At 58.5% G+C, this 21566-nt stretch carries 19 protein-coding genes and 1 tRNA gene; 18 read left to right on the forward strand and 2 right to left on the reverse strand.

Translation table 11 applies throughout. The features are described 5' to 3' along the window. Positions 1-371: 371 nt before the first annotated feature. The 5 genes from rplS to NBH13_RS03105 all read left to right on the forward strand — a co-directional run bounded on the left by rplS (position 372) and on the right by NBH13_RS03105 (position 4642). Positions 372-737 carry a 50S ribosomal protein L19 gene (rplS, locus tag NBH13_RS03085; RefSeq protein ID WP_099571022.1) on the forward strand — a complete coding sequence of 122 codons (366 nt, stop codon included), beginning with the start codon at positions 372-374 and terminating at the stop codon, positions 735-737. A 119-nt stretch (positions 738-856) separates the two neighbouring features. After that, the gene (gene lepB / locus NBH13_RS03090) at positions 857-1507 is read left to right on the forward strand and encodes a signal peptidase I (protein WP_250778937.1); all 651 of its coding nucleotides are present in this window, start codon (positions 857-859) and stop codon (positions 1505-1507) included. After that, positions 1507-2286, forward strand: a complete 780-nt coding sequence (gene rnhB, locus NBH13_RS03095; RefSeq protein ID WP_099571020.1) for a ribonuclease HII — start codon at positions 1507-1509, stop codon at positions 2284-2286. Before lepB ends, rnhB begins: the two co-directional genes overlap by 1 nt. A gap of 161 nt (positions 2287-2447) precedes the next feature. Continuing rightward, positions 2448-3140, forward strand: a complete 693-nt coding sequence (locus tag NBH13_RS03100; RefSeq protein ID WP_236824302.1) for an ABC transporter ATP-binding protein — start codon at positions 2448-2450, stop codon at positions 3138-3140. After that, positions 3137-4642, forward strand: a complete 1506-nt coding sequence (locus tag NBH13_RS03105; RefSeq protein ID WP_250778939.1) for an ABC transporter permease family protein — start codon at positions 3137-3139, stop codon at positions 4640-4642. Before NBH13_RS03100 ends, NBH13_RS03105 begins: the two co-directional genes overlap by 4 nt. A gap of 47 nt (positions 4643-4689) precedes the next feature. Here the strand turns inward: NBH13_RS03105 and NBH13_RS03110 are convergent, their stop codons facing one another. Further along, positions 4690-5634, reverse strand: a complete 945-nt coding sequence (locus NBH13_RS03110) for an AEC family transporter (protein WP_065437693.1) — start codon at positions 5632-5634, stop codon at positions 4690-4692. 138 nt (positions 5635-5772) lie between these two features. Here NBH13_RS03110 and dapE point away from each other — a divergent pair, with 138 nt between their 5' ends. The 12 genes from dapE (at position 5773) to rplA (ending at position 18341) form a co-directional block, all read left to right on the forward strand. Then, on the forward strand, positions 5773-6969 hold the full coding sequence (dapE, locus tag NBH13_RS03115; protein WP_502801757.1) for a succinyl-diaminopimelate desuccinylase: 1197 nt from the start codon (positions 5773-5775) through the stop codon (positions 6967-6969). A 444-nt stretch (positions 6970-7413) separates the two neighbouring features. After that, positions 7414-10281, forward strand: coding sequence for an Rne/Rng family ribonuclease (locus NBH13_RS03120; RefSeq protein WP_284702961.1), 2868 nt, complete (start codon positions 7414-7416; stop codon positions 10279-10281). 152 nt (positions 10282-10433) lie between these two features. Next, positions 10434-10742, forward strand: coding sequence for a 50S ribosomal protein L21 (gene rplU, locus NBH13_RS03125; protein WP_003836136.1), 309 nt, complete (start codon positions 10434-10436; stop codon positions 10740-10742). Between the two features lie 39 nt (positions 10743-10781). Beyond that, positions 10782-11033: a 50S ribosomal protein L27 gene (gene rpmA / locus NBH13_RS03130; protein ID WP_099571017.1), complete on the forward strand. Its 252-nt coding sequence runs from the start codon at positions 10782-10784 to the stop codon at positions 11031-11033. A gap of 196 nt (positions 11034-11229) precedes the next feature. Then, a complete protein-coding gene (obgE, locus tag NBH13_RS03135; protein WP_250778943.1) occupies positions 11230-12921 on the forward strand; it encodes a GTPase ObgE in 1692 nt (563 codons plus the stop codon). Positions 12922-13001: 80 nt separating this feature from the next. Beyond that, positions 13002-14135, forward strand: coding sequence for a glutamate 5-kinase (gene proB, locus NBH13_RS03140; protein ID WP_250778945.1), 1134 nt, complete (start codon positions 13002-13004; stop codon positions 14133-14135). 111 nt (positions 14136-14246) lie between these two features. Next, positions 14247-15470 carry a pyridoxal phosphate-dependent aminotransferase gene (locus NBH13_RS03145; protein ID WP_144164483.1) on the forward strand — a complete coding sequence of 408 codons (1224 nt, stop codon included), beginning with the start codon at positions 14247-14249 and terminating at the stop codon, positions 15468-15470. 226 nt (positions 15471-15696) lie between these two features. Next, a tRNA-Trp gene (locus NBH13_RS03150) sits at positions 15697-15772 on the forward strand. Between the two features lie 33 nt (positions 15773-15805). Next, positions 15806-16033 (forward strand): preprotein translocase subunit SecE, encoded by a 228-nt coding sequence (secE, locus tag NBH13_RS03155; protein WP_144164485.1) that lies wholly within the window; start codon positions 15806-15808, stop codon positions 16031-16033. Positions 16034-16057: 24 nt separating this feature from the next. After that, a complete protein-coding gene (nusG, locus tag NBH13_RS03160) occupies positions 16058-16867 on the forward strand; it encodes a transcription termination/antitermination protein NusG (protein ID WP_099594873.1) in 810 nt (269 codons plus the stop codon). 335 nt (positions 16868-17202) lie between these two features. Continuing rightward, positions 17203-17634, forward strand: coding sequence for a 50S ribosomal protein L11 (gene rplK / locus NBH13_RS03165; protein ID WP_022245020.1), 432 nt, complete (start codon positions 17203-17205; stop codon positions 17632-17634). A 14-nt stretch (positions 17635-17648) separates the two neighbouring features. Then, complete coding sequence (gene rplA, locus NBH13_RS03170) at positions 17649-18341, forward strand: 50S ribosomal protein L1 (RefSeq protein WP_004220116.1); 693 nt, start codon at positions 17649-17651, stop codon at positions 18339-18341. A 196-nt stretch (positions 18342-18537) separates the two neighbouring features. On the opposite strand, the gene NBH13_RS03175 is transcribed toward rplA, so the two are convergent. Then, positions 18538-19317 carry a PucR family transcriptional regulator gene (locus NBH13_RS03175; RefSeq protein WP_144164487.1) on the reverse strand — a complete coding sequence of 260 codons (780 nt, stop codon included), beginning with the start codon at positions 19315-19317 and terminating at the stop codon, positions 18538-18540. Positions 19318-19402: 85 nt separating this feature from the next. Between NBH13_RS03175 and NBH13_RS03180 the strand changes: the two genes are divergently transcribed. Next, on the forward strand, positions 19403-21502 hold the full coding sequence (locus tag NBH13_RS03180) for a DUF6020 family protein (RefSeq protein ID WP_250778947.1): 2100 nt from the start codon (positions 19403-19405) through the stop codon (positions 21500-21502). The last annotated feature ends 64 nt before the right edge of the window (positions 21503-21566 follow it).

Raw genomic sequence — 21566 nt, forward strand, 5'->3', positions numbered from 1 at the left:
CATATCGTACATGGAAGTAGCGTTTTCCGCAGAAAATAGCCATTCTTTAAATAATCAATCATCAAGAACTTTTGCGGCGAGTTTTGGACGGCATGAGGTCTGGTGGATGAGGTATTTTTGAGTATTGCTATGCCGGGACTCAGGACGCCGCATAATCCTGAATCCCTTCGGGTCCAGCCGAAAACGATCGCAAGATTGAGTGGAATATTGCACGAACGCAAACTTTGCGAACGCAAGTTGCCGCGATTTTCGGCGGATTGGCAATCCTTCGCAGGCAGACCTGCGAAGAACATACCAGGCAGAACGATTTTGCGAAAATCGTGAAGCCCTTACCTGTGCGCTGATATGCGGCGGCGACTCGAGGAAACACAATGGTTAACGCTATTGAGGCATTTGACGCCAAGCACATGAAGCCGGCCGAGGAAATCCCGGCATTCCGTCCGGGTGACACCGTTGAAGTCAACGTGAAGATCCAGGAAGGCAACAACTCCCGTATTCAGGCCTTCACCGGCGTTGTGATCGCTCGTCAGGGCGGCGGCGTTCGTGAAACCTTCGTTGTGCGCAAGATCAGCTTCGGCACCGGTGTGGAGCGCCGCTTCCCGCTGCACTCCCCGGTCATCGACTCCATCAAGCTGGTCCGCAAGGGCCGCGTGCGTCGTGCCAAGCTGTACTACCTGCGCAACCTGCGCGGTAAGGCCGCTCGTATCGCCGAGCGCCGCGACAACTCCGAGAAGTGAGTTTCAAACGCAAATAAAGCGTGAAATTGGCCCTCAGCCTTACGGCAGGAGGGCCTTTTGCTATTCTTGGCCGCTATGATAAGGGTCAGTGTGCAAACCGGACGATAAAGGAATCATGTATGAAGCATGCCGAAGAAAAAAACAATGGCGGCGAAAGCTTTGGCTTGCGCGACACCCTGGTTTGGTGCGGAATTCCTATTATCGTCGTGCTGCTGATACGTGTTTTCCTGATCGGATTCTACGTGATTCCTTCCGAATCCATGATGAACACCATCGAACCAGGCGACCGAGTGATCACCTCGAAACTCACCCCGAAAGTCTTCGACCTGAAACGCGGCGACGTGGTGGTGTTCAAAGACCCCGACCACTGGCTGCAGCAGGAAGACAACAGCAAATTCGGCGGCGACTACCTCATCAAACGACTCATCGGACTGCCAGGAGACACCGTAGCTTGCGAAGGACCGGGCAAGCCGATCACCGTCAATGGCGTGGCGATTGACGAAAGCTCATACATTCGCCCAGGCGTGGACCCCAGCTCATTCGCGTTCAGCGTGACCGTGACCGAAGGACACGTGTTCGTTATGGGCGACAATCGCGCCAATTCCGCCGATTCTCGCTACCATCAGAACGATTCCTCACATGGACTCGTGCCTATTTCCGACGTAGTGGGTGTTGGACTCGCGAGATATTGGCCATTGAACCGTATCAGCGGGCTCGATTCGCACCATGAAGTGTTCGCCGACGTTCCGGAAGGAGGCTCGGCGGTCTGATGGCGGTTTCCGTAATTCCCACATTGGATTTGGAACGCGCTATTGCCGAACAGGGCTACGATGTGATCGTCGGCTTTGACGAGGTAGGGCGTGGATCTCTCGCAGGGCCGGTAATGGTTGGTGCGGCTGCGATTTGGGCGCGTGACTTGGATGGGTCGGCTGGAGCTTCGCAAGGAGACTCGCAGGAATCTTCGCCTCTGGAAGTGCCGAAAGGCGTGGCCGACTCCAAAATGCTGACCGAACACAAGCGCGAAGCCATCTTCGACGAACTCGAACAATGGTGCGCCGCATGGGCGGTCGGAGCAGCCTCCAATACGGAAATCGACGAATGGGGTATTTCGTACGCACTCGGCGTGGCGGCACTGCGGGCGCTCGCCGAAGCGGAACGCAAGCTTGGCATTGGCGGGAGTGGATCTGCTGGAATTGCAGGATCTTCTGAATCATCGGAAGCGTTGAACAATCTGAAAATCGGCGCGATTCTTGACGGTCCGAACGACTACATCACCAAAGCACTCAACACCTTCGACGCGCCCGACGTGCCAATTCCGGCGGACGTGACCTGCAAAGTCAAAGGCGACCGGCATTGCGCGACCGTGGCGACGGCGGCCGTCATCGCCAAAGTCACACGAGACCGACTCATGGTCAAACTCGCCGCGCAGCCGCAATATGCGCCTTACGAATGGGCCAACAACAAAGGCTACGGATCGGCGGCCCACCGCGAAGCCATCGCCGAACATGGACCCAGCGACCTGCACCGCCTTTCCTGGCACCTCGTCTGACATACGGCATCTCATCCGCAGTCCGCGATTACGCTAATCCTTGCGGATGATGCATGCCGGAAGGAAACCTGTAAGTTCATCCCGCCGTCTGATGGCCGGCACCAATCCGTTTCCGTACCGTAGGAAACATGGAACACATACTTCAGGCGACCGATCTGGTCATGGATTATTCGACCCAACAGGCGACACCAAATGCCACACACATGCTGGCGCTCAATCACGTGGATTTCGGCATCCAGGCAGGCGAAAGCATCGCGGTCATGGGACCGTCCGGTTCCGGCAAATCGACGTTACTGCACGCACTCGCCGGCATCATCACCCCGACAGCCGGCAATGTGATGTTTCGCGGTGCCAACCTGGCGCGGTTGAGCGACGCTGACCGTACCAAACTGCGCCGCAGCGCCTTCGGTTTCGTCTTCCAATCCGGACAGCTGCTGCCGGAACTGCCGGCCATCGAAAACATTGCGTTGCCGATGATGCTGGGCGGCGCAAGCTACCAGCAGGCCACCGACACGGCCATGCTATGGCTGGAACGATTGGGATTGCGCCAGCTCGCGCAACAACGTCCCGGCGAAATGAGCGGCGGCCAGATGCAGCGCATCGCCATCGCACGTGCGCTCGCCGCGCAGCCGGCAGTCATCTTCGCCGATGAACCGACCGGCGCGCTCGACCAGACCACCGGCCACGAAATCATGAGCATTCTCATGCGGACCGCACGACAGACCGGCGCGGCCGTGGTCGTGGTGACGCACGATTCGAATGTGGCCGCATTCTGCGATGCCACCGTTACCATGCGTGACGGCAGGCTGAGCTCGCCGCAGCAATCCCAACCTACCGCCGGAGACGCACGATGAACATGTTCCGATTATGGCGATTGTTCCACCGCTCCGGCACCCGCGGCACATCCGGCCGCACCTCTGCGCTGGCCGTCGTTGCCTTCGCATCCGCCACCGCAGTCTTCCTAACCGTGCTCGGAGGCCTGCATGGCTTCATCTGGCGGGCCTCCGCCGACCACACGTTCGGTTGCATGATCGATTCCAACAGGTGCGCGCCCGGTACATACGAAACATGGTCCAAAGCCCTGGCGCACGTCGACAAGCTCGTCGCCACGGTCGGCGACGGCCATTGGACGGCCGACCAGGCCACAGCCGTCATGAACACCTATTCCGACGGCTATGTGATGCTCGCCGCATTCGCCAGTCTGCTACTCATCGTGCCGTTCGTGGCGCTCGCCGGCTCGGCGGCCCGTCTCGCGGCCTCCCGCAGGGACGCACGTCTCGCCGCACTGCGACTTGCGGGCGCCACCACCGCGCAGGTCACGAAACTCACCGCGCTCGATGCGGGTGGCCAGGCTCTGCTTGGCGCGCTGGTTGGCATGGCCGGCTACTTCGCGCTGATACCGGCGATCATGCTGCTCGACTTCCAAAACCAGCATTTCACCTTCGAACAGTTGTGGGTGGGACTGCCTGCCCTGGCGGCTGTGACCGTCGGAGTCACGCTGCTTGCCTTGGTCTCCGCGCTGGTCGCCCTACGCCGCGTGTCCATCACCCCGCTTGGCGTGATGCAACGTACCGGACAACCCATGCCGTCCGCATGGCGCGCACTGATTTTTCTTGCCGTGTTGGCCGTAGGCTACCTGCTGCTCAACAGCATCTCCGCATTCGCGCACTTGGGTCAGATGGTGGTCTACGCCATCATCTTCGGCGTCTTCTTCCTCGGCTTCGCCATGGTGAACGTCGTCGGTACCTGGGTGGTGGCGATGCGCGCCAGATCGCGTGCGAAACACCCGAAGGACGCGGCCACTATGATTGCCATGCGCCGTATCCTCGACAATCCCAAGCGTGCTTGGCGCAACGTGTCCGGTGTGGCGCTCGCTGTGTTCATCGCGGGGATGACGTCGGTGTGCGGATTGCTCGCCACCGGAATCGGAGGCAACCACGACCCGTTCGACCCATCTATGCTGTACATGCGCGATATGGCGATGGGTGGTTTCCTGACGCTCGCCTTTGCCGCGGTGCTCGCCGCCGTCAGTTCCGGCGTGATGCAGACGGGCAACGTCTACGACCAGGCCGACGAGTACCGCATGCTTGCGTTGGAAGGCACGGATGAGGCGACGCTCGACAAGGCACGCATGATGGAAGTGATCACCCCGCTCAACACGGTGATGGCCGTTTCGTTGGGGTGCTCGGTGTTGTTGCTGTTTCCGATTCTGGCAACGTCGTTGCTCAATCCGGCTTCGTTGCTTACGTTGGCCGCGGGAATCGGCTTGTGTTATGCGTTGATGGTGCTCGGAGGGTGTGCCGCGAATCATGCGGCGCACGGGCTCGGTCATGCCGGCTACCGTACGGACGATTGATGGCCTCGCCGCGGCGGTCGTGGATACCGCGGCAAGGACTGGCGAGGTCAGCCGAGCAGCACCGCGATGATTGCGATGAAGATCGGTGAGGTCAGTGTCGAGAAGAGAATGCCGTCGCGTGCGAACGAGAGACCCACGTTGTACCGCGCCGCGTAGTTATAGACGTTCTGCCCGGTCGGTAGGGCGGCGAGCACCACGCACGCGTACAATGTGGCGCCGCGGAAGCCCATCACGAAATACGACAGCAGGAACGCGATGATTGGCATCACGATGTTCTTCAACGCCGCTACCGTGAACACCGCGGGAATGTTCGACTTGTCCTGCAGCGGCTTCGTGCCGTGCAACGACATGCCGAATGCCATCAGAATCATTGGCACTGCGGAATCGCCGATCATGTCGATCGGATCGTAAATACAGTCCGGCACCACGAAATGACCGGCTTTTGCGGAAATCGCGGATACGGCGATGCCCAGCAGCGAACCGATAAGCAGCGGCTGATGCAGCGGCTGCTTCAGAATCTCCCTCGTGGAGACCTTGCCTTTGGTGGTCACATCGAGCACGGTCAGGCCGATCGGTGTGAACACCGCCTGTTGCATGACCAGAATCGGCGCGACCAAAGCGGGATTGCCCAGAATGTATGTGGCGATCGGCAGACCGATGTTGTTGGAGTTCAGATACAGCGAATTCAACGCGCCGATGGTGGCATCCGCCGCCTTCAGATGGAAGAACAGCCTATTGAGGATCAGAAACACCAATCCGACCAGCACGGCCGAGAAGAACGCCACGACAATGGAGGAGTGGAATATCTCGAAGATTCTCTCCTTGGACAGGATGGCGAACATCAGGCACGGGCTCGATACGAAAAAGCTGAACCTGTTGAGTACCATCTGCGCGGTAGGTCCGCCTATGCGCATGCGCGCGGCCACGTAACCGGTGCCGATGACGATGCCAATGACGCAGAAGCCTTCCAATGCGCTTAACAGACCCAGCATGACAATCTTCCTTTCGCTCTCGGCCGTTGGTTTGGCCGCTATCCAGTGTTGCACCATGCATATGGATAACATCCGACCCGTCTCAAAAGCGTTGTTGAACGGCGATGTCGGTTCCGGTGGTGCTGGATAATGGGCGGTATGAACGAACTTGAGATTGGATTTTCCGCTTCCGCCACCAGGCAGGAGCAGCTGAACGGGCTGATGGAACAGATCATGGGATCCTATTCCGTGAGCGACGACGAAGGGCCGTTGACCGATGCCGTCGAAGCGTTTCTGAACAAGCAGGCGCATCTTACGGTACGCAGGCATGGCGATACGCTGGTTGCGTCCACGCATTTCGGACGTGAATGCCGCGTGATTCTCGCCGGGCATCTTGACACAGTGCCGGTGATCGACAACTTCCCGCCGCGATGGCTGGAACCGGGCGATCCGTTGATTCGCGAGGATGTTGCCGCCGGCCATGAGCAGGAGCGCGTGGTATGGGGGCGCGGTGCCACCGATATGAAGGGCTCCGACGCAGTGATGCTGTATTTGGCGGCCACGTTGACGGATGCGAAATACGATCTGACATACGTGTTCTACGATCATGAAGAAGTTGCTGCCGAAAAGAACGGCCTACGCAAGGTGGTCGAGGCGCATCCTGATTGGATTTCCGGCGATTTTGCGATTATTGGCGAGCCGACCGATTGCGGTATTGAAGGTGGCTGCAATGGCACGATGCGTTTCGACGTGATCACGCATGGCATTGCGGCACATTCGGCGCGAGCATGGATGGGCAAGAACGCCATTCATGCGGCCGCTGAGATTCTGAACCGGCTGAACGCGTATGAGAATCGTGCGATCGAAGTGGATGGCCTCGCGTACCAGGAGGGGCTAAATGCCACGCTGATTTCAGGCGGCAAAGGCACGAATGTGATCCCCGACGAATGCCGCGTGCACGTCAACTACCGTTTCGCACCGGACAAATCACTGGCTGAGGCGAAGGCGCTGATGATTGGCGCGGATGCCGGTGCGGAATTGGGCAACGGCGAGCATGTTGCCACGGGCGGCGTGTTCGAAGGCTTCGGCATTGAAATGAAGGACGAGTCGCCTTCCGCGCGCCCGGGGCTGACGTCGCCGCTCGCGCAGTCGCTGGTGGAATTGGTGCGCGAGCGCACTGGGCGTGAGCCTCTGGCCAAGCTTGGCTGGACGGATGTGGCGCGATTCTCGATGCTGGGCATTCCCGCAGTGAATCTAGGCGCGGGCAGTCCGTTGCTGGCACACAAGCACGACGAGCAGCTGCCGGAATCGGATTTGCTGTTGATGACCAATCTGCTTGAAGACTGGCTAAAGTAGCCGTTTCGTGACTGACGGCTGTCTGCTTGACTTGCTGATTTTGCTTGCTTTGGATTGAAATAATCAGAGATAATCAGAGATAATCAGATTTCTGCATTTGCTGTCTGCGCAAGTCTCGTCCCGTGTCTGCACAAGTCGGGAATAAGGCCTGATTGCGACTTGTGCAGACGGGGCCTGGGATTTGCGGGCGGGGAACGTGGGAGTCGGAAAATTTCCCGTCATGTCATGTTCCGTTATTTTTTGTGCCATACTTATAGACGGTGGTTCTGCAAATCACCAATGCATCCGATGGCGTTGATCCCCTCGCGTGAAATTCATGTGTGCCCGCGAGCGCCGGTGTCCGCCGTCGCATGATGAAGACTTTTGACGGAAGTTGCTTCCTACGGGCGCCATGATGCGCGGCCACGGTGAGAGCGTGGTGTGAGAACCGTATGAGGCCTAAGCATGGACGGCGCGATTGCAGCGTGCCGTCGAGGAGTCATTGTGCCTGATATCAATGAGGGCTTCGATCAGGTCGAAGCCGCGGCATCGCCTGAGCATGCCGTGAATGTTGTGAAATTCGAATCGTCCCAGTCCGATTCTGCGCCGCGTCGCCGTCGTGGCGGTCGTCGTGTGGTGCGTGGGGTTGGAGCTGCCGGCGCGTCTTTGGAATTGAAGGTCGAGGAGCATGCCGCGACCCCGCTGTTCGAAGAGCCGAAGTTACCGGTTGCGCAGCCTGTGCATGGTGTTGGCGACGACGCTGTTTCCAGTGATGATGGCGATTCCGATGGCGTGTCTCGCCCGTCTCGTCGCCGTCGTCGTTCGGCCCAGTTCGACGATGATGTTCGTGAGATTGCCGATGAGCAGTCGACACATACTCGTCGCCGCCGCGCGGTGCAGGTCGAGGATGAGCGTGATGAGGATCGTCCTCGTCGTCGCCGTCGTTCCGTTGAAGATGCGGATGAGTATGGCGAGATGCCTCGTCGTCGCCGTCGCAGTGCCGTCGATGATTCCCGCGATGAGGAATCGTATGAAGAACGTGCGCTTGATGCGGTCGATATGTTGCCGGAAGGCCATGAGGTCCGTCATAATCCGCGTCCGATGATGTCGCTGCTGTTCCAGGAGCCGGTTTTGCCGTCTGCTGCGGATTCTCGTGACGGGTCCGATGACGATCGTGACGATTCCCGTGAATCTCGCAATGATCGCAATATGCGGGATCATGACGATGCGCAGGATGAGGACCGTCCGACCCGTCGCCGTCGCCGTCGTAATCGTGACGTTGCCGACGAAGAGCGTTCCGAAGGCAATCGCAGTGAACGCAACGATCGTGACAATCGTAATGATGATGCGGAAAACGATGAGGAAGGCGGATCTCGCAAGTCCCGTCGTTCCCGTCGTTTGAACGCGCAGGAACGTCGGGCTGCGGCCGAGGTCGAGCAGATTGAAGAGGATTTGATCCTCGACGATATCACGTACGCGCCTATCGACGACGAAACACGTGGCAATCGTGGTGACGATGATGATGACGAGCAGCCGACGCGCACCCGTCGTCGCCGTCGTGGTCGTGGCAATCGTGAGGAAGCTGACGAACAGCAGCAGGAGAACGTCGAAGGTGAGTCTCGTCGTCGCCGTGAGGAGGATGATGAGGAAGAGGGCACGGTGACCCGTCGCCGTCGCCGTCGCCGTGGCGGCGCGAAGACCGAGGAGCAGGAGGAGCCGCTCGTACGCCGTTCCCGTAAGCAGCAGTACATCGACGAGATTACCGATGTCGAGGGTTCGACCCGACTTGAGGCCAAGAAGCAGCGTCGCCGTGACAATCGCCGCGAACGTAGCCGCCAAAGCCAGCTCATGGAACAGGATTTCCTGGCTCGCCGCGAGCATGTGGACCGTCTGATGGTGGTGCGCGAGCGCGAACGCCACACGCAGATCTCCGTGATCGAAGACAATGTGCTTGTCGAACATTACGTGTCCGACATTCAGGAAGTCGCCACCGTGGGCAACATCTATCTTGGCCGCGTGCAGAACGTGTTGCCGAGCATGGAGGCCGCGTTCGTCGACATCGGTCAGGCTCGTAACGGCGTGCTGTATGCGGGCGAGGTGAACTGGGATTCCGCACGTTTGGAAGGCCAGCCTCGCCGCATCGAACTCGCGTTCAAGTCGGGAGACCCTGTGCTTGTGCAGGTCACCAAGGATCCGATTGGGCACAAGGGCGCACGACTGACCTCGCAGGTGACTCTCGCGGGCCGTTTCCTGGTGCTCGTGCCGTCCGGTGGCATGACGGGCGTGAGCCGCAAGCTTAGCGAGCGCGAGCGTTCCCGCCTCAAGAACATCGTGTCGAAGGTCGCTCCGAAAGACATGGGCGTGATCATTCGTACCGCTGCAGAAGGCGCTTCCGAAGAGGCGATCACCAAGGATCTCGAAAGCTTGGTGCGCCAGTGGGAACGCATCACCGCCAAGCGTGACGAATTCCTGCATGGCAAGCGTCCGAAGCTGCTGCAAGGCGAACCGGACGTGGCGATCCGCGTGGTGCGAGACATCTTCAACGATGACTTCTCCAAGATGATTGTTGAAGGTGAGCGCGTGTACGGCCGTATCGAGGAATACCTCGACACCATGGCTCCCGACTTGAAAGACAAGCTTGAAAAGTGGGATCCGGCCGAACATGAAGGCAAAGACGTGTTCGACAAGTGGCAGATCGACTCCCAGCTGCGCAAGGGCATGGAACGTCAGGTCTACCTGCCGTCGGGCGGCTCGATCGTGATCGACCGCACCGAAGCCATGACCACCATCGATGTGAACACCGGCCGTTTCATCGGCCGCGGCAAGAGCCTTGAGGAGACGGTGACCCGTTGCAACCTCGAAGCTTCCGAAGAGATCGCACGTCAGCTGCGCCTGCGTGACATCGGCGGTATGGTGATGATCGACTTCGTCGACATGGTCATGCCGGCCAACCGTGATCTGGTGTTGCGCAGACTGGTGGAATGCCTGGCCCGCGACCGTACCAAGCATCAGGTGGCCGAAGTCACCTCGCTTGGCCTGGTGCAGATGACGCGAAAGCGCATCGGACAGGGCTTGGTGGAGGCCTTCTCCGAGGAATGCCCGACCTGCAAGGGTCGCGGATTCATTCTTCACGACGAGCCAACCGTGTCCGCGGATTATGACGATCCGTACGCCCTGAAGGGCGGTGACCCGTTCGTCAAAACCAACAAGCATGGTCACGGCACGGACGTGCAGGTGCCGAAAGGCTCCTCGCCGGACGTGAAGGCCAAACTCGCGCAGATCGCGGCGGCGGCTGTAGCAGCCAACAATGCGGAACTGGGCGAGGAGATATAGAAGAATAAATGATTATTCCGGTCTGTCAACCTGACACGCCGGGAACAGACTTGCGGTTGTACGCGGGTATGTGTAGATTAGATTGCTGGTGTCTGGCCGCGAGGCTCGAACGTGCCGGGCAGTAAGCTTTCCAAGTTAATAAAGGAACGGATATGTACGCGATTGTGAAGGCCGGCGGCCATCAGGAAAAGGTTGAGGTCGGTGACGTCATCTACGTCAACCGTCTCGAGGCTAAGAAGGGCGAAACCGTGGAATTCCCGGTTGCTCTCGTTGTGGACGGCTCCAAGGTTGTCCTCGGTGCCAAGGATCTCGCCAACGTCAGCGTCAAGGCTGAGGTTGTCAACGATGAGGCCAAGGGTCCGAAGATCAGCATCATGAAGTATAAGAACAAGACCGGCGTTGCTCGTCGCAAGGGCCATCGCCAGCAGCTGACCGCTGTCAAGATCACGGCTATCGCCTGATTGACGCAGGGTTAGAGTCAAGGACCGAAAGGAACAGACATGGCACATAAGAAGGGCGCGTCCAGCTCGCGCAACGGTCGCGATTCAAACGCGCAATACCTCGGTGTGAAGAAGTTCGGCGGCGAAGCTGTCGTGGCCGGCAACATCATCGTTCGTCAGCGTGGCACTAAGTTCCACCCGGGCGAGAACGTCGGCATGGGCAAGGACCACACCCTGTTCGCCCTCAAGGACGGCAGCGTGCAGTTCGGCGTTCGTCGTGACCGCAAGGTCGTCGACGTGATCGCCGCCTGAGATACGCGCAATCAACGCTTATAAGATAAAGCCGCGCCCGTTGTGGACGCGGCTTTTCTTTATTTTGATGATCGCTGAGGATTGTTTTCCTCCAGTCCGTCCCAAACGTCACGTAACGTTGCATGCAGAACATGCATGCAGACTTGCGAACGGACAATAAATCGGACCGTTTCGAACAAACGATTAAGGTAGATACATGAGTGATTTCGTCGATCGCGTGACCGTCCATGTGAAGGGCGGCGACGGCGGCAACGGTTCCGCCGGCATCCGTAGAGAAAAATACAAGCCGTTGGCAGGCCCGAACGGCGGCGACGGCGGTGACGGTGGTTCCGTGATCTTCATGGCCGACCAGAACGCCAACAGCCTGCTCGATTACCGTTTCATGCCCCACCGTGAGGCTGGAAGCGGCACCATGGGCTTGGGAGATACCAAAGACGGTTCCAAAGGTGCCGATCTGATTCTGCCAGTTCCCGTGGGCACCGTGATTTTCGAAGCCAAAGGGCCGCAAGGCAAGCCCAAGCATCCGGGCGAACAGCTCGCCGATCTGCGCCACGCCGGAGACAAGTTCGTAGTGGCGGCCGGCGGCAACGGCGGCCTTGGCAACGCCGCACTGGCCAACCGCACACGTCGTGCTCCAGGCTTCGCGCTCTTGGGTGAGCCGGGTGAGGAACGAGATGTCATCCTCGAACTCAAATCCATCGCCGACGTGGCTTTGGTGGGCTTCCCGTCCGCAGGCAAATCCAGTCTGATCGCCGCCATGAGCTCCGCCAAGCCGAAAATCGCCGACTACCCGTTCACCACACTCGTGCCGAATCTTGGCGTGGTCATGGCGGGAGACATGCGTTACACCATCGCCGACGTGCCAGGCTTGATTCCGGGAGCCTCGCAAGGCAAAGGCCTCGGCCTTGAATTCCTGCGCCACATCGAACGCACCGAAATCATCGCCCACGTAATCGACTGTGCCACGCTGGAACCCGACCGTGATCCGATGAGCGACTACAAGGCGCTCGAACACGAACTGGCCGAATATGCAGACAAGCTGGAACTGCCATTGGGCGCGATCCCAATCCCCGAACGCCCCCGCATCATCATCCTCAACAAGGTCGATATGCCGGAAGCCAAGGAATTGGCTGAATTCGTCAAACCGGAATTCGAAAAACTCGGCCTCAACGTGTATGTCATCTCCACTGCATCCCATGAAGGTTTGAAAGAACTCAACTGGGCGTTGGCAGCCATGGTCTCCGACATGCGCAAGGAAGTCGCCAAACGCGAACAGGCCGAAGAAGAGGCGCGTGTGGTCATCAAGCCGCTTGAAGAGCCTCGCAATCGTCGCCGTCGCAACGACGAAGGCGGCACCGCGCTTGACTTCACCGTGGAACGCAAGGAAGCCGGCAACGGCGACGTCTGGTATGAAGTGCTTGGCACCAAGCCGGAACGTTGGGTCATGCAAACCAACTTCGACAACGACGAAGCGGTCGGCTACCTGGCAGACCGCCTCGCCAAGCTCGGCGTTGAAGACGAACTGCGCAACAAGGGCGCCAAGCCGGGTGACGAAGTACGCATCGGCAAGGGTGCGCGAGCCGTGGAATTTGATTGGGATCCGACCATTGCGGCAGGTGCGGAAATGCTCGACGGCGCCCAGCTTGGCGCACGAGGAGTCGACCTGCGACTGCAGGAACAGGACGGCCGTTCTCAGCGCCGCACCAACGCGGAACGCCGCCGCCAATACCACGAAATGATGGACGCACGCCAGGCCGTGCGCGAAGCCATGATGGCCGAGCGCAAGGCCGGACACTGGGCCGATCCTTCCGTGGATGACGACCGACACGACGAAACCAGCCTCTTCGGACGCGGCGAAACCACCGAATCCGAAAACGTGGAACAATAGAAGCAGCAATACGCCCGCTGATGTGCCGATCGGCATATCAGCGGGTTTTCTTTTCGGCCATTCGAACGCCTGGAGGAACCATGAACACGCCATCGCAAGCCCAAGTGCGCCGAGCCATCGCCGAAGCGCAAACCATCGTGGTGAAAGTGGGATCCAGCTCGCTGACCAAGCCAAGCGGCCACCTCGATCCGGAACGGCTCAACGCGCTCGTGGCGGCCATCGCACGCGTACGACTCATGGGCGGGCGCGTGGTGCTCGTCTCCTCCGGCGCCATTGCAGCCGGATTCGGCCCCCTTGGCTTTGAAGCGCGACCAACCGATGTGGCTGACCAGCAGGCATGCGCGGCCGTAGGCCAAGGCCTGCTCATGGCACAATACGAAAACGCCTTCGCGCGCTACGGACTGCGCGTCGGGCAGATCCTCATCACCGTATCCGACACCATCGCGCCACAACAATACCGCAACGTACGACGCACTCTCGAAAGACTGCTCGACCTGGGCGCGGTGCCAATCATCAACGAAAACGACTCGCTCGCATCCAACGAAATCCGATTCGGAGACAACGACCGCCTCTCCGCATTGATCGCCAACATCGTTGTCGCCGACGCCCTCGTACTCCTCACCGACGTGGACGCACTCTACACGGCACCCCCAAGCGAACCCGGATCGAAACGCATCAGCTACGTACCGAACGTGGAAGACGCGCTCGCCAACGTGCAGGTCGGCGGCACAGGATCAAATGTGGGCACCGGCGGCATGGTCACCAAAATGGAAGCAGCCCGCGTGGCGGCAGTTTCCGGCATTCCCGCAGTGCTCACCTGCGCGTCGAACGCAGGCCCGGCCATGATGGGAGACCCGGTCGGCACCGCATTCGCACCAATCAACGACCGTGGCTCTTCGCGCCGCCTATGGATTGGCTTCGCGGCCCACCCGCAAGGTACTCTGGTGGCCGACGCGGGCGCATCCAACGCGGTACGTGGGGGAGCGGCCAGTCTGCTCGCAGCCGGAGTGCTCGAAGTGAAGGGCAATTTCGCCGCCGGAGACGCGGTATGGATCGACAATGAAGCGGGAGCGCATCTCGCAAAAGGCCTCGTAGGATTCGACTCCGAAGAGATCCCGCAAATGCTCGGCCGTAATACCGCCCAGCTCAAGCGTTTTCTCGGCGAAGAATACGCCCACCCCCTAGTTCACCGCGACAATCTTGTCTTAGTCTAAAAAATTTATCTGCCAGTCCCTGCCGGACACCAGATGCAGGAAAGAAAAAGGAAGCAGAACAATCGATCAAAATGTGCCGAAGGCTGTTGTTTTTCGGGTGGGAGAGTTAGCATGGCAAGCATGACTATGGCTGACTGGCAGACTCTTTCCGAACGTATTAACCACGTGGCTCCGAGCGCTACTCTGGCCGTTGATTCCAAAGCGAAAGCGATGAAAGCCGAAGGAATCGACGTCATTGGATTTGGCGCGGGCGAGCCGAATTTCCCGACTCCGGCTCCGATCGTCGCGGCTGCGGCCGAAGCGGTGCAGGATCCGAAAAACTATCGTTACACTCCAACGGCAGGTTTGCCGGAACTGCGTAAGGCAATCGCAGAAAAAACGTTGCGCGATTCCGGTTACGAAGTCGATCCGAACCAGGTTATCGTAACCAACGGCGGCAAGCAGGCCGTGTATTCGGCATTCCAAATCCTGCTCGACGAAGGCGACGAAGTCATCATTCCGACGCCGTATTGGACGAGCTATCCGGAAGCGGTGAAACTGGCCGGAGGCGTGCCTGTCGAAGTGTTCGCCGGCGCCGACCGCAATTTCGAACCAAGTCTTGAAGATCTCGAACAAGCGCGTACCGAACGTACGAAAGCCATCATCGTGAACACGCCGAACAATCCGACGGGTGCCGTGTGGAAGCCGGAAACCGTCAAAGCGATCGGTGAATGGGCTGTGGAACATCATGTGTGGGTGATTTCCGACGAAATCTATGAGCATCTCAACTACGATGGCGCAAAAACCACGTATGTCGGCGCTGCAGTGCCCGAAGTGCGTGGTCAGCTGCTGGTGCTCAACGGCGTGGCCAAAACGTATGCCATGCCCGGCTGGCGTGTCGGCTGGATGATCGCTCCCCTCGACGTGGCCAAGGCCGCGTCCAAGCTGCAGGGGCATATGACGTCCAACGTGAACAATATCTCCCAGCGCGCCGCAATCGCGGCCGTATCCGGCTCGCTCGATGCCGTGTACGAGATGCGCGAGGCTTTCGACAAGCGCCGTCAGACCATCGTCGCCGCGCTGAACGATATCGAGGGTGTGAACTGCCCGACTCCGACCGGTGCATTCTATGCGTTCGCCGATGTGAGCGCCCTGCTGAACAAGCCACTCGGTGCAAGCAAGGCCTCCTATGCGAGCACGTCCGAGCTGGCTGCGGCATTGCTTGACGAAGGCCATGTGGCAGCCGTGCCAGGTGAAGCGTTCGGTGCTCCCGGCTACCTGCGATTCTCGTATGCGCTTGCCGACGACGATTTGGTCGAGGGCATGAAACGCATGAAGCAGTGGGTCGAAGCCTGATACTGACCTGACTGAAACTTTTCGTACGATTCGCACCACGGTGACATGCCGGGTGCGAATCTTTTTTTCGTTGGAAAATAGCGGTTTTGAAAGGTTTCTTCAAAAACCGGTTGGACTAAGTCGCAAATACCCGCTATTATTTCGACTTGGCGGTTTTGCCGCTTACTTCTTGCGTGGTTTTTCGCATAAAATCCTCGCCAGCAAGTAGAAACGGCAGAGTACACCTAGGGAAGTGGCGCAATTGGTAGCGCAACGGTCTCCAAAACCGTAGGTTGTGGGTTCGAGTCCCGCCTTCCCTGCCAAGCTTCTTGCAACAAGCTCAGCGGAGGATTATTATGGCGAAGGCAGAGAATAGCGAAAAGGCCATTAAGCCGAACATCTTCATGCGAATTGGCTTGTTCATCAAACAGATTATCGACGAACTCCGCAAGGTCGTGACCCCGACCAGCAAAGAGCTGTTCTTCTGGGCACTCGCCGTGTTCATCTTCGTGCTGCTCCTGATGGCACTGGTCACCGGCATGGACTTCGGTCTGGGCAAGCTGACCCTGTGGATCTTCGGCTGATCAACAACTTGAAGGTGAAACTGCATGACTGACGAAGTGTTTTCCGACAACCTCGATGAGGCTCCCGAAGCTGATCTCGAGGCCGTGGCCGCCGTTGAGGCGCTACCGGCCGAAGGTGAAAGCGTTCAGGAAACTGCCGATGAGACCGTTGAGGCAGAGCCGACTGCTGAAGTCGCTTCCGACGAGTCCGAAGAGGGCGAGGAAGACGACGAGCAGGATGCCGGCGCCAAGGCCGTCGAAGACTTCTCCAACAGCCTGCGCACCCTCGAGGGCAAATGGTATGTGCTGCACACCTATTCCGGCTATGAGAAGCGCGTGAAGACCAACGTCGAATCCCGTGTGGCGAGCTTCGGCATGGAAGACAAGATCTTCCAGATCGAAGTGCCGATGGAAGAGGTCGAAAAGCACACTGAAAAGGGCAAGAAGGTCATCACCCGCGTGCGTGTTCCCGGCTACGTGCTGATTCGCATGCTTCCGGATGAGAACGCCCGTCGTATCGTTCGCGAGACCGAAGGCGTTACCGGCTTCGTCGGCCCAACCAAGGAACCGGCGCCGCTGAGCCGCAAGGAAGTCGTTTCCATGATGGCTCCGATGATCGCTTCCGAAGCGCTCAAGAAGGCTGGCGACAAGCCAGCCGCCAACAAGAAGCGCGTCCTCGAAGTCTCCTACGCAGTTGGCGATCAGGTCACCGTTACCGACGGTCCGTTCACCACCATGGCAGCTGTCGTTTCCGACGTTGAGCCCACCACCCAGAAGCTCACCGTGCTCGTGTCCATCTTCGGTCGTGACACGCCGGTGGAGTTGGGCTTCAACCAGGTAGAGAAACTAGCCTGAATTTAATAATGGAGCGTTAGCTGCGCTGAGCCGTTAAGCAGACAATCCAGTGGACAGTCTGTAGGCGGAGTGAGCAGCTTGCCGTGAAGGCGCACGCATTATTGAATTTCAGTAAGTAATAAGGATTTTGAAAGACCCCGCAATGTGCGGGGTCTTTTTTTGTCTGGGGGAAGTGGGCATAATAGGAAGGCTTGTGTCTGGAGGGTTTGGCGTGCCTGAATGAGGGTACGGAATCCGCTAGCACAGCACAGCAATATACGTTGCGGAAGGAACCGGACGCGGGAGACCTACTCCGGTGCCGCTACCACCGCTTCTACAGAAAGAAGAACCATACAATGGCTCCTAAGAAGAAAGTCTCGGCGCTTCTCAAGCTCCAGATTCAGGCTGGCAAGGCCAACCCGGCCCCGCCGCTGGGCCCGGCACTGGGTTCCCATGGCGTGAACATCATGGACTTCTGCAAGCAGTACAACGCTGCCACGCAGGACAAGATGGGCCAGGTCATCCCTGTTGAGATCACCGTTTTCGAAGATCGTTCCTTCACCTTCATTCTGAAGACCCCGCCGGCGGCAGCTCTGCTGAAGAAGGCTGCGGGCATCCAGAAGGGTACCGAAAACCCGCTGACCCACAAGGTCGGCTCCGTCACCAAGGCCCAGGTCCGTGAGATCGCCGAAATCAAGATGGCTGATCTGTCCGCACGCGACGTCGAAGCCGGCATGAAGATCATCGAGGGCACCGCCCGCTCGATGGGTATCACGGTTACCGACTGAGAGGAGAGGGACAAATGGTAAAGCGTTCCAAGAAGTACCGCGAAGCTTCTGAGAAGATCGATCGCAACAATCTTTACACCGCCAACGAAGCCATCGCTCTCGTCAAGAGCATGCCGGAGTACAAGTTCGATCAGACCGTTGAGGCCGTGCTGCGCCTGAACGTCGATCCGCGCAAGGCCGACCAGCTGGTCCGCGGTTCCGTCAACCTGCCGAACGGCACCGGTAAGACCGCCAAGGTCCTCGTGTTCGCCCGTGGCCCGAAGGCCACCGAGGCTCTCGAGGCTGGCGCCGACATCGTCGGTGACGATGATCTCGTGCAGAAGGTCGCCGACGGCTTCCTTGACTTCGATTCCGTGGTGGCTACCCCGGACATGATGGGCAAGGTCGGCCGCCTCGGCCGCGTGCTCGGTCCGCGTGGCCTCATGCCGAACCCGAAGACCGGCACCGTGACCATGGATGTCACCAAGGCCATCAAGGACATCAAGGGCGGCAAGGTCGACTTCCGCGTCGACAAGAACGGCAACCTGAGCTTCCTCATCGGCAAGCTCTCCTTCACCGAGCAGGCTCTCGACGAGAACTTCAAGGCTGTTGCCGACGAAATCAAGCGTCTGAAGCCGTCCACCGTGAAGGGCCGCTACGTCACCAAGGCGACCATCACCTCCACGATGAACCCGGGCGTCCCGGTTGATCCGACGGTCATCGCCTGAGCAATATAGCTTGCAAATAGCTTCTATATAGCTTGCAAAAGACCCGCATCCTGCCTCAACGCGAGATGCGGGTCTTTTCGTATATATCTTGTGATTATCCATCTCATTTAATAAATAATGATTCTGCAATCGCTGAATATCAAGGAATTTCAATGAAACTAGATATCAGACAGATATTAAAAACAGAAAAGTAATTTCAACGATCGCGCATACGGCCGATTGCAAGCGCGGTCGTCAACACGTATGCGTCGCGCGGATCGGTCGCATCCCAACCAGTCGTTTCCGCGGCACGCTTCAAACGATAGCGCACCGTATTCGGATGCACGTTCAAATCCTTCGCGGTGTTCTCCAAAGAACTGCCGTTCCTCAAAAACGTGGAAACCGTCACAAAAGTCGGATCGTCGGGATTATCGCCATGAAGCACCCGATACACGTTCTGATACAGCTCCTCACGAGCGTAGTCATCGCCCAAAAGCGCCCTCTCAGGCAGCAATTCGTCGGCACGCAACGGGCGGGACGGCGAAGCCAAAGCGGGAGCGGCCTGCAACGAGAACAAGGTTTCACGCAACACATGCGAGGCGCCGACTACACCGGAACGTACCGGACTCAAATACACCGGCTCATCCTCGCTGAACGCGGAAATGACAGACGTGCACGTCACCTCGGCGGTGGCGGCCCCCATCTGACAGACCAGCACCAGCAGAAAACTGCCGTACGTGCCGACGATCGCATGCTCCCCACCCAAATCACGCACCGCATTGCGCGCGACAAGCGAAGCCGAGGCGGGACTTACCTTCGGTGTGCCGCCAATCGCAAAGCAATCGAAATTTCCGCGCCATCCGAGCACGTTCATCAACGAGGCGACGCGATCATCCGTAAGATTCGTCATCAGGCATTCGAAAGCGAGCCGTTCGATAGTTGAATCGTCGGTGTGCCCTGCCAGAAGGTCGAGAATGTCTGCCTGATCGGAGTTCATAAGTGTCAAGTGTAGCCGTCTATCCAACGAATCGCTGAACAGGCGGTGACAACAAGGTGAGGCTCATTCGGGGAGTGCCGCTATTATGCCGCTTATGAGCGAAGTCAAAAAAACCGGAAAGCGTGGCGAAAAGGTCGGCACATTCCTCAGCTGGACGCTGGCCGTGCTGGCATGCCTGTGGGTGGCGTGGTGTTGCGCCATCGGGCCGTTGTATTGGTTCGGTGGCGGACTTTCCGACTTCGGCTGGCTGAACGTGCTGTATTTGGCGGTCGCTTTCGCAGTATGGTTTTCGATTGTCGTCGCGCTGGTCAGATTCGGACGCGGCCGTCGCGTGCTTCCGCGATATTTCGTACGTCGGCATGAAAGACTATGCGACGAGATCGCAGGAACGCCCACCACTGTGCTTGGCATTATGTTGCGACACCTGCATGACGTCGCGCACAGTCGCCCAGGGCGTGCCCTTCATGCGATGATCGTATGGTTTGGGCGCAAACTTACGCGTTGCACCGACTGCTGGTGGAAACTCATGCTGGTGTTCGTGACCGGCTGGCTGTGGGTGCCTACCACGCTATTGGCCGCATTCGGCGCCGACATACGTTCGCAAATCCGAGAATTCAGCTGGGCGTTGAACCAGTGGACGGGTCTGAAGCAGCCGTATATAGGCTTCTTCTCGTTCGTGCCCATGGATATCTACCCGACCGCGCATTACATGTGGCCGGATAATCCCACGTACCTGACCGACCAGCATAACGTTGTGCTCACCGTGTTCTACGGCGCGGTGGCGTCGGTTTCCCGCTATTTCACCGACTCCAACGATGCGGGCATTGTGGTGCTCGCCGCATTGCAATGGCTATTCGCCGCATTCTGCTGTTCGGCGACCGCCAACCGATTCTTCAACCTGCCGTGGCGCAGGCTTGGCGTCGGCACATTCGACTTCTCGCATCCGGAACGCCACGATTGCTGGAATATGCGCGATTACACGCATCCCGAAGCGGGCGTTGTGGCACGTCCTTCCAGACTGCGTGCCGGTGCGAAAACCCGATTCGTGATACTTCTGTTCTTCATGGTGTGCCCTCTTGCGGTGTTCGCCACGATTTCCCTGACGAAATCGCCGTTGTTCGCTTTCGCATTCGTATGGTGGTTCGGCGTGTGGTACGAACTGCATATGACGCACATCAAAGCGCTGCCTACCATCAACGGCAAACCGACTCGTCTGCGCAAACGCTCGATCATGGCGTTCACCATCTCAAGCTGCGTGATGCTCGTCAGTGCGAAATACGCGTGGTACATCATTCTCTTCGCTCTGATCCTGGCGCTCATCAATGATCGAAAGCGTTGGAAAACCTATCTTGTGACATTGCTGCTGCCGATCATCCTCATTCATGGCGGCATCATATTCCTCACCAACACGGGTGCCATCATCGGCGGTGACCCGATCGAAAGCCGGGGTATCCAACTGCAGCAGATCGCGCGCGTCGCCAAATACAATCCAAAAGGCATTCCGGCGGACGCGGCGAAAAAGCTCGACCCCATCTTCAACCTCGACCAAATGGCCGAAGCATACTCCCAGCAGGACGCCGACCCGGTGAAATCCTCCGGCATCCAATCGAAAAAAGTCTGCTACAAGTGGCGTACCGTCACCGAAGACGACATGAAGAACTTCAACGAGGCATGGCTTGAAATCGTCGTCGCGAATCCCGTGATTGCGCTCGACGCGTTTTTCGCGGAGTGTTTCGGCTATTTCGACGTGACCGACATGCCGTACGTGTCGATGGACTACTACGTGAACAACGATTACGTGCAGAGCGGCAATGCGTGGATCCACCTGTATAACCATGATTGGCGCGATGCGGTGGCCGGTTTCGCCAAAGGATGGGGCAATATTCCCGTGATCGGCTGGGTGACGCACGGCAACCTGTACGTAACGCTGATGCTGCTGGTCGGCGCCGCCGAAGTGGTGCTGCGACGGTGGCGCTCGCTGTCGTGGCATTTGCCTTTGCTGCTGCTCATGGGAGTGATGATCACCGCTCCGGCCAACAATTTCGAACGGCATATGCTACCGGTCGCGTTCGTGTTCGGTTTCGTATGTCTGCAATTCTGGCGCGAGTCGCGTAATGCGCGGCAGGCGGTCAAGGCGAACGTGGTCAGCGAACATGAGGCCAGCCAAGTGCGGCAGGACGAATAGCAGCTGCATGGTTGTTGCGTTGGCTGTTGCGTTGCGTCGAACATGCCACAGTAGATAAGGAGTA

This window comes from Bifidobacterium intestinale (assembly GCF_023656765.1).
GTDB classification, from domain to species: Bacteria; Actinomycetota; Actinomycetes; order Actinomycetales; family Bifidobacteriaceae; genus Bifidobacterium; species Bifidobacterium hominis.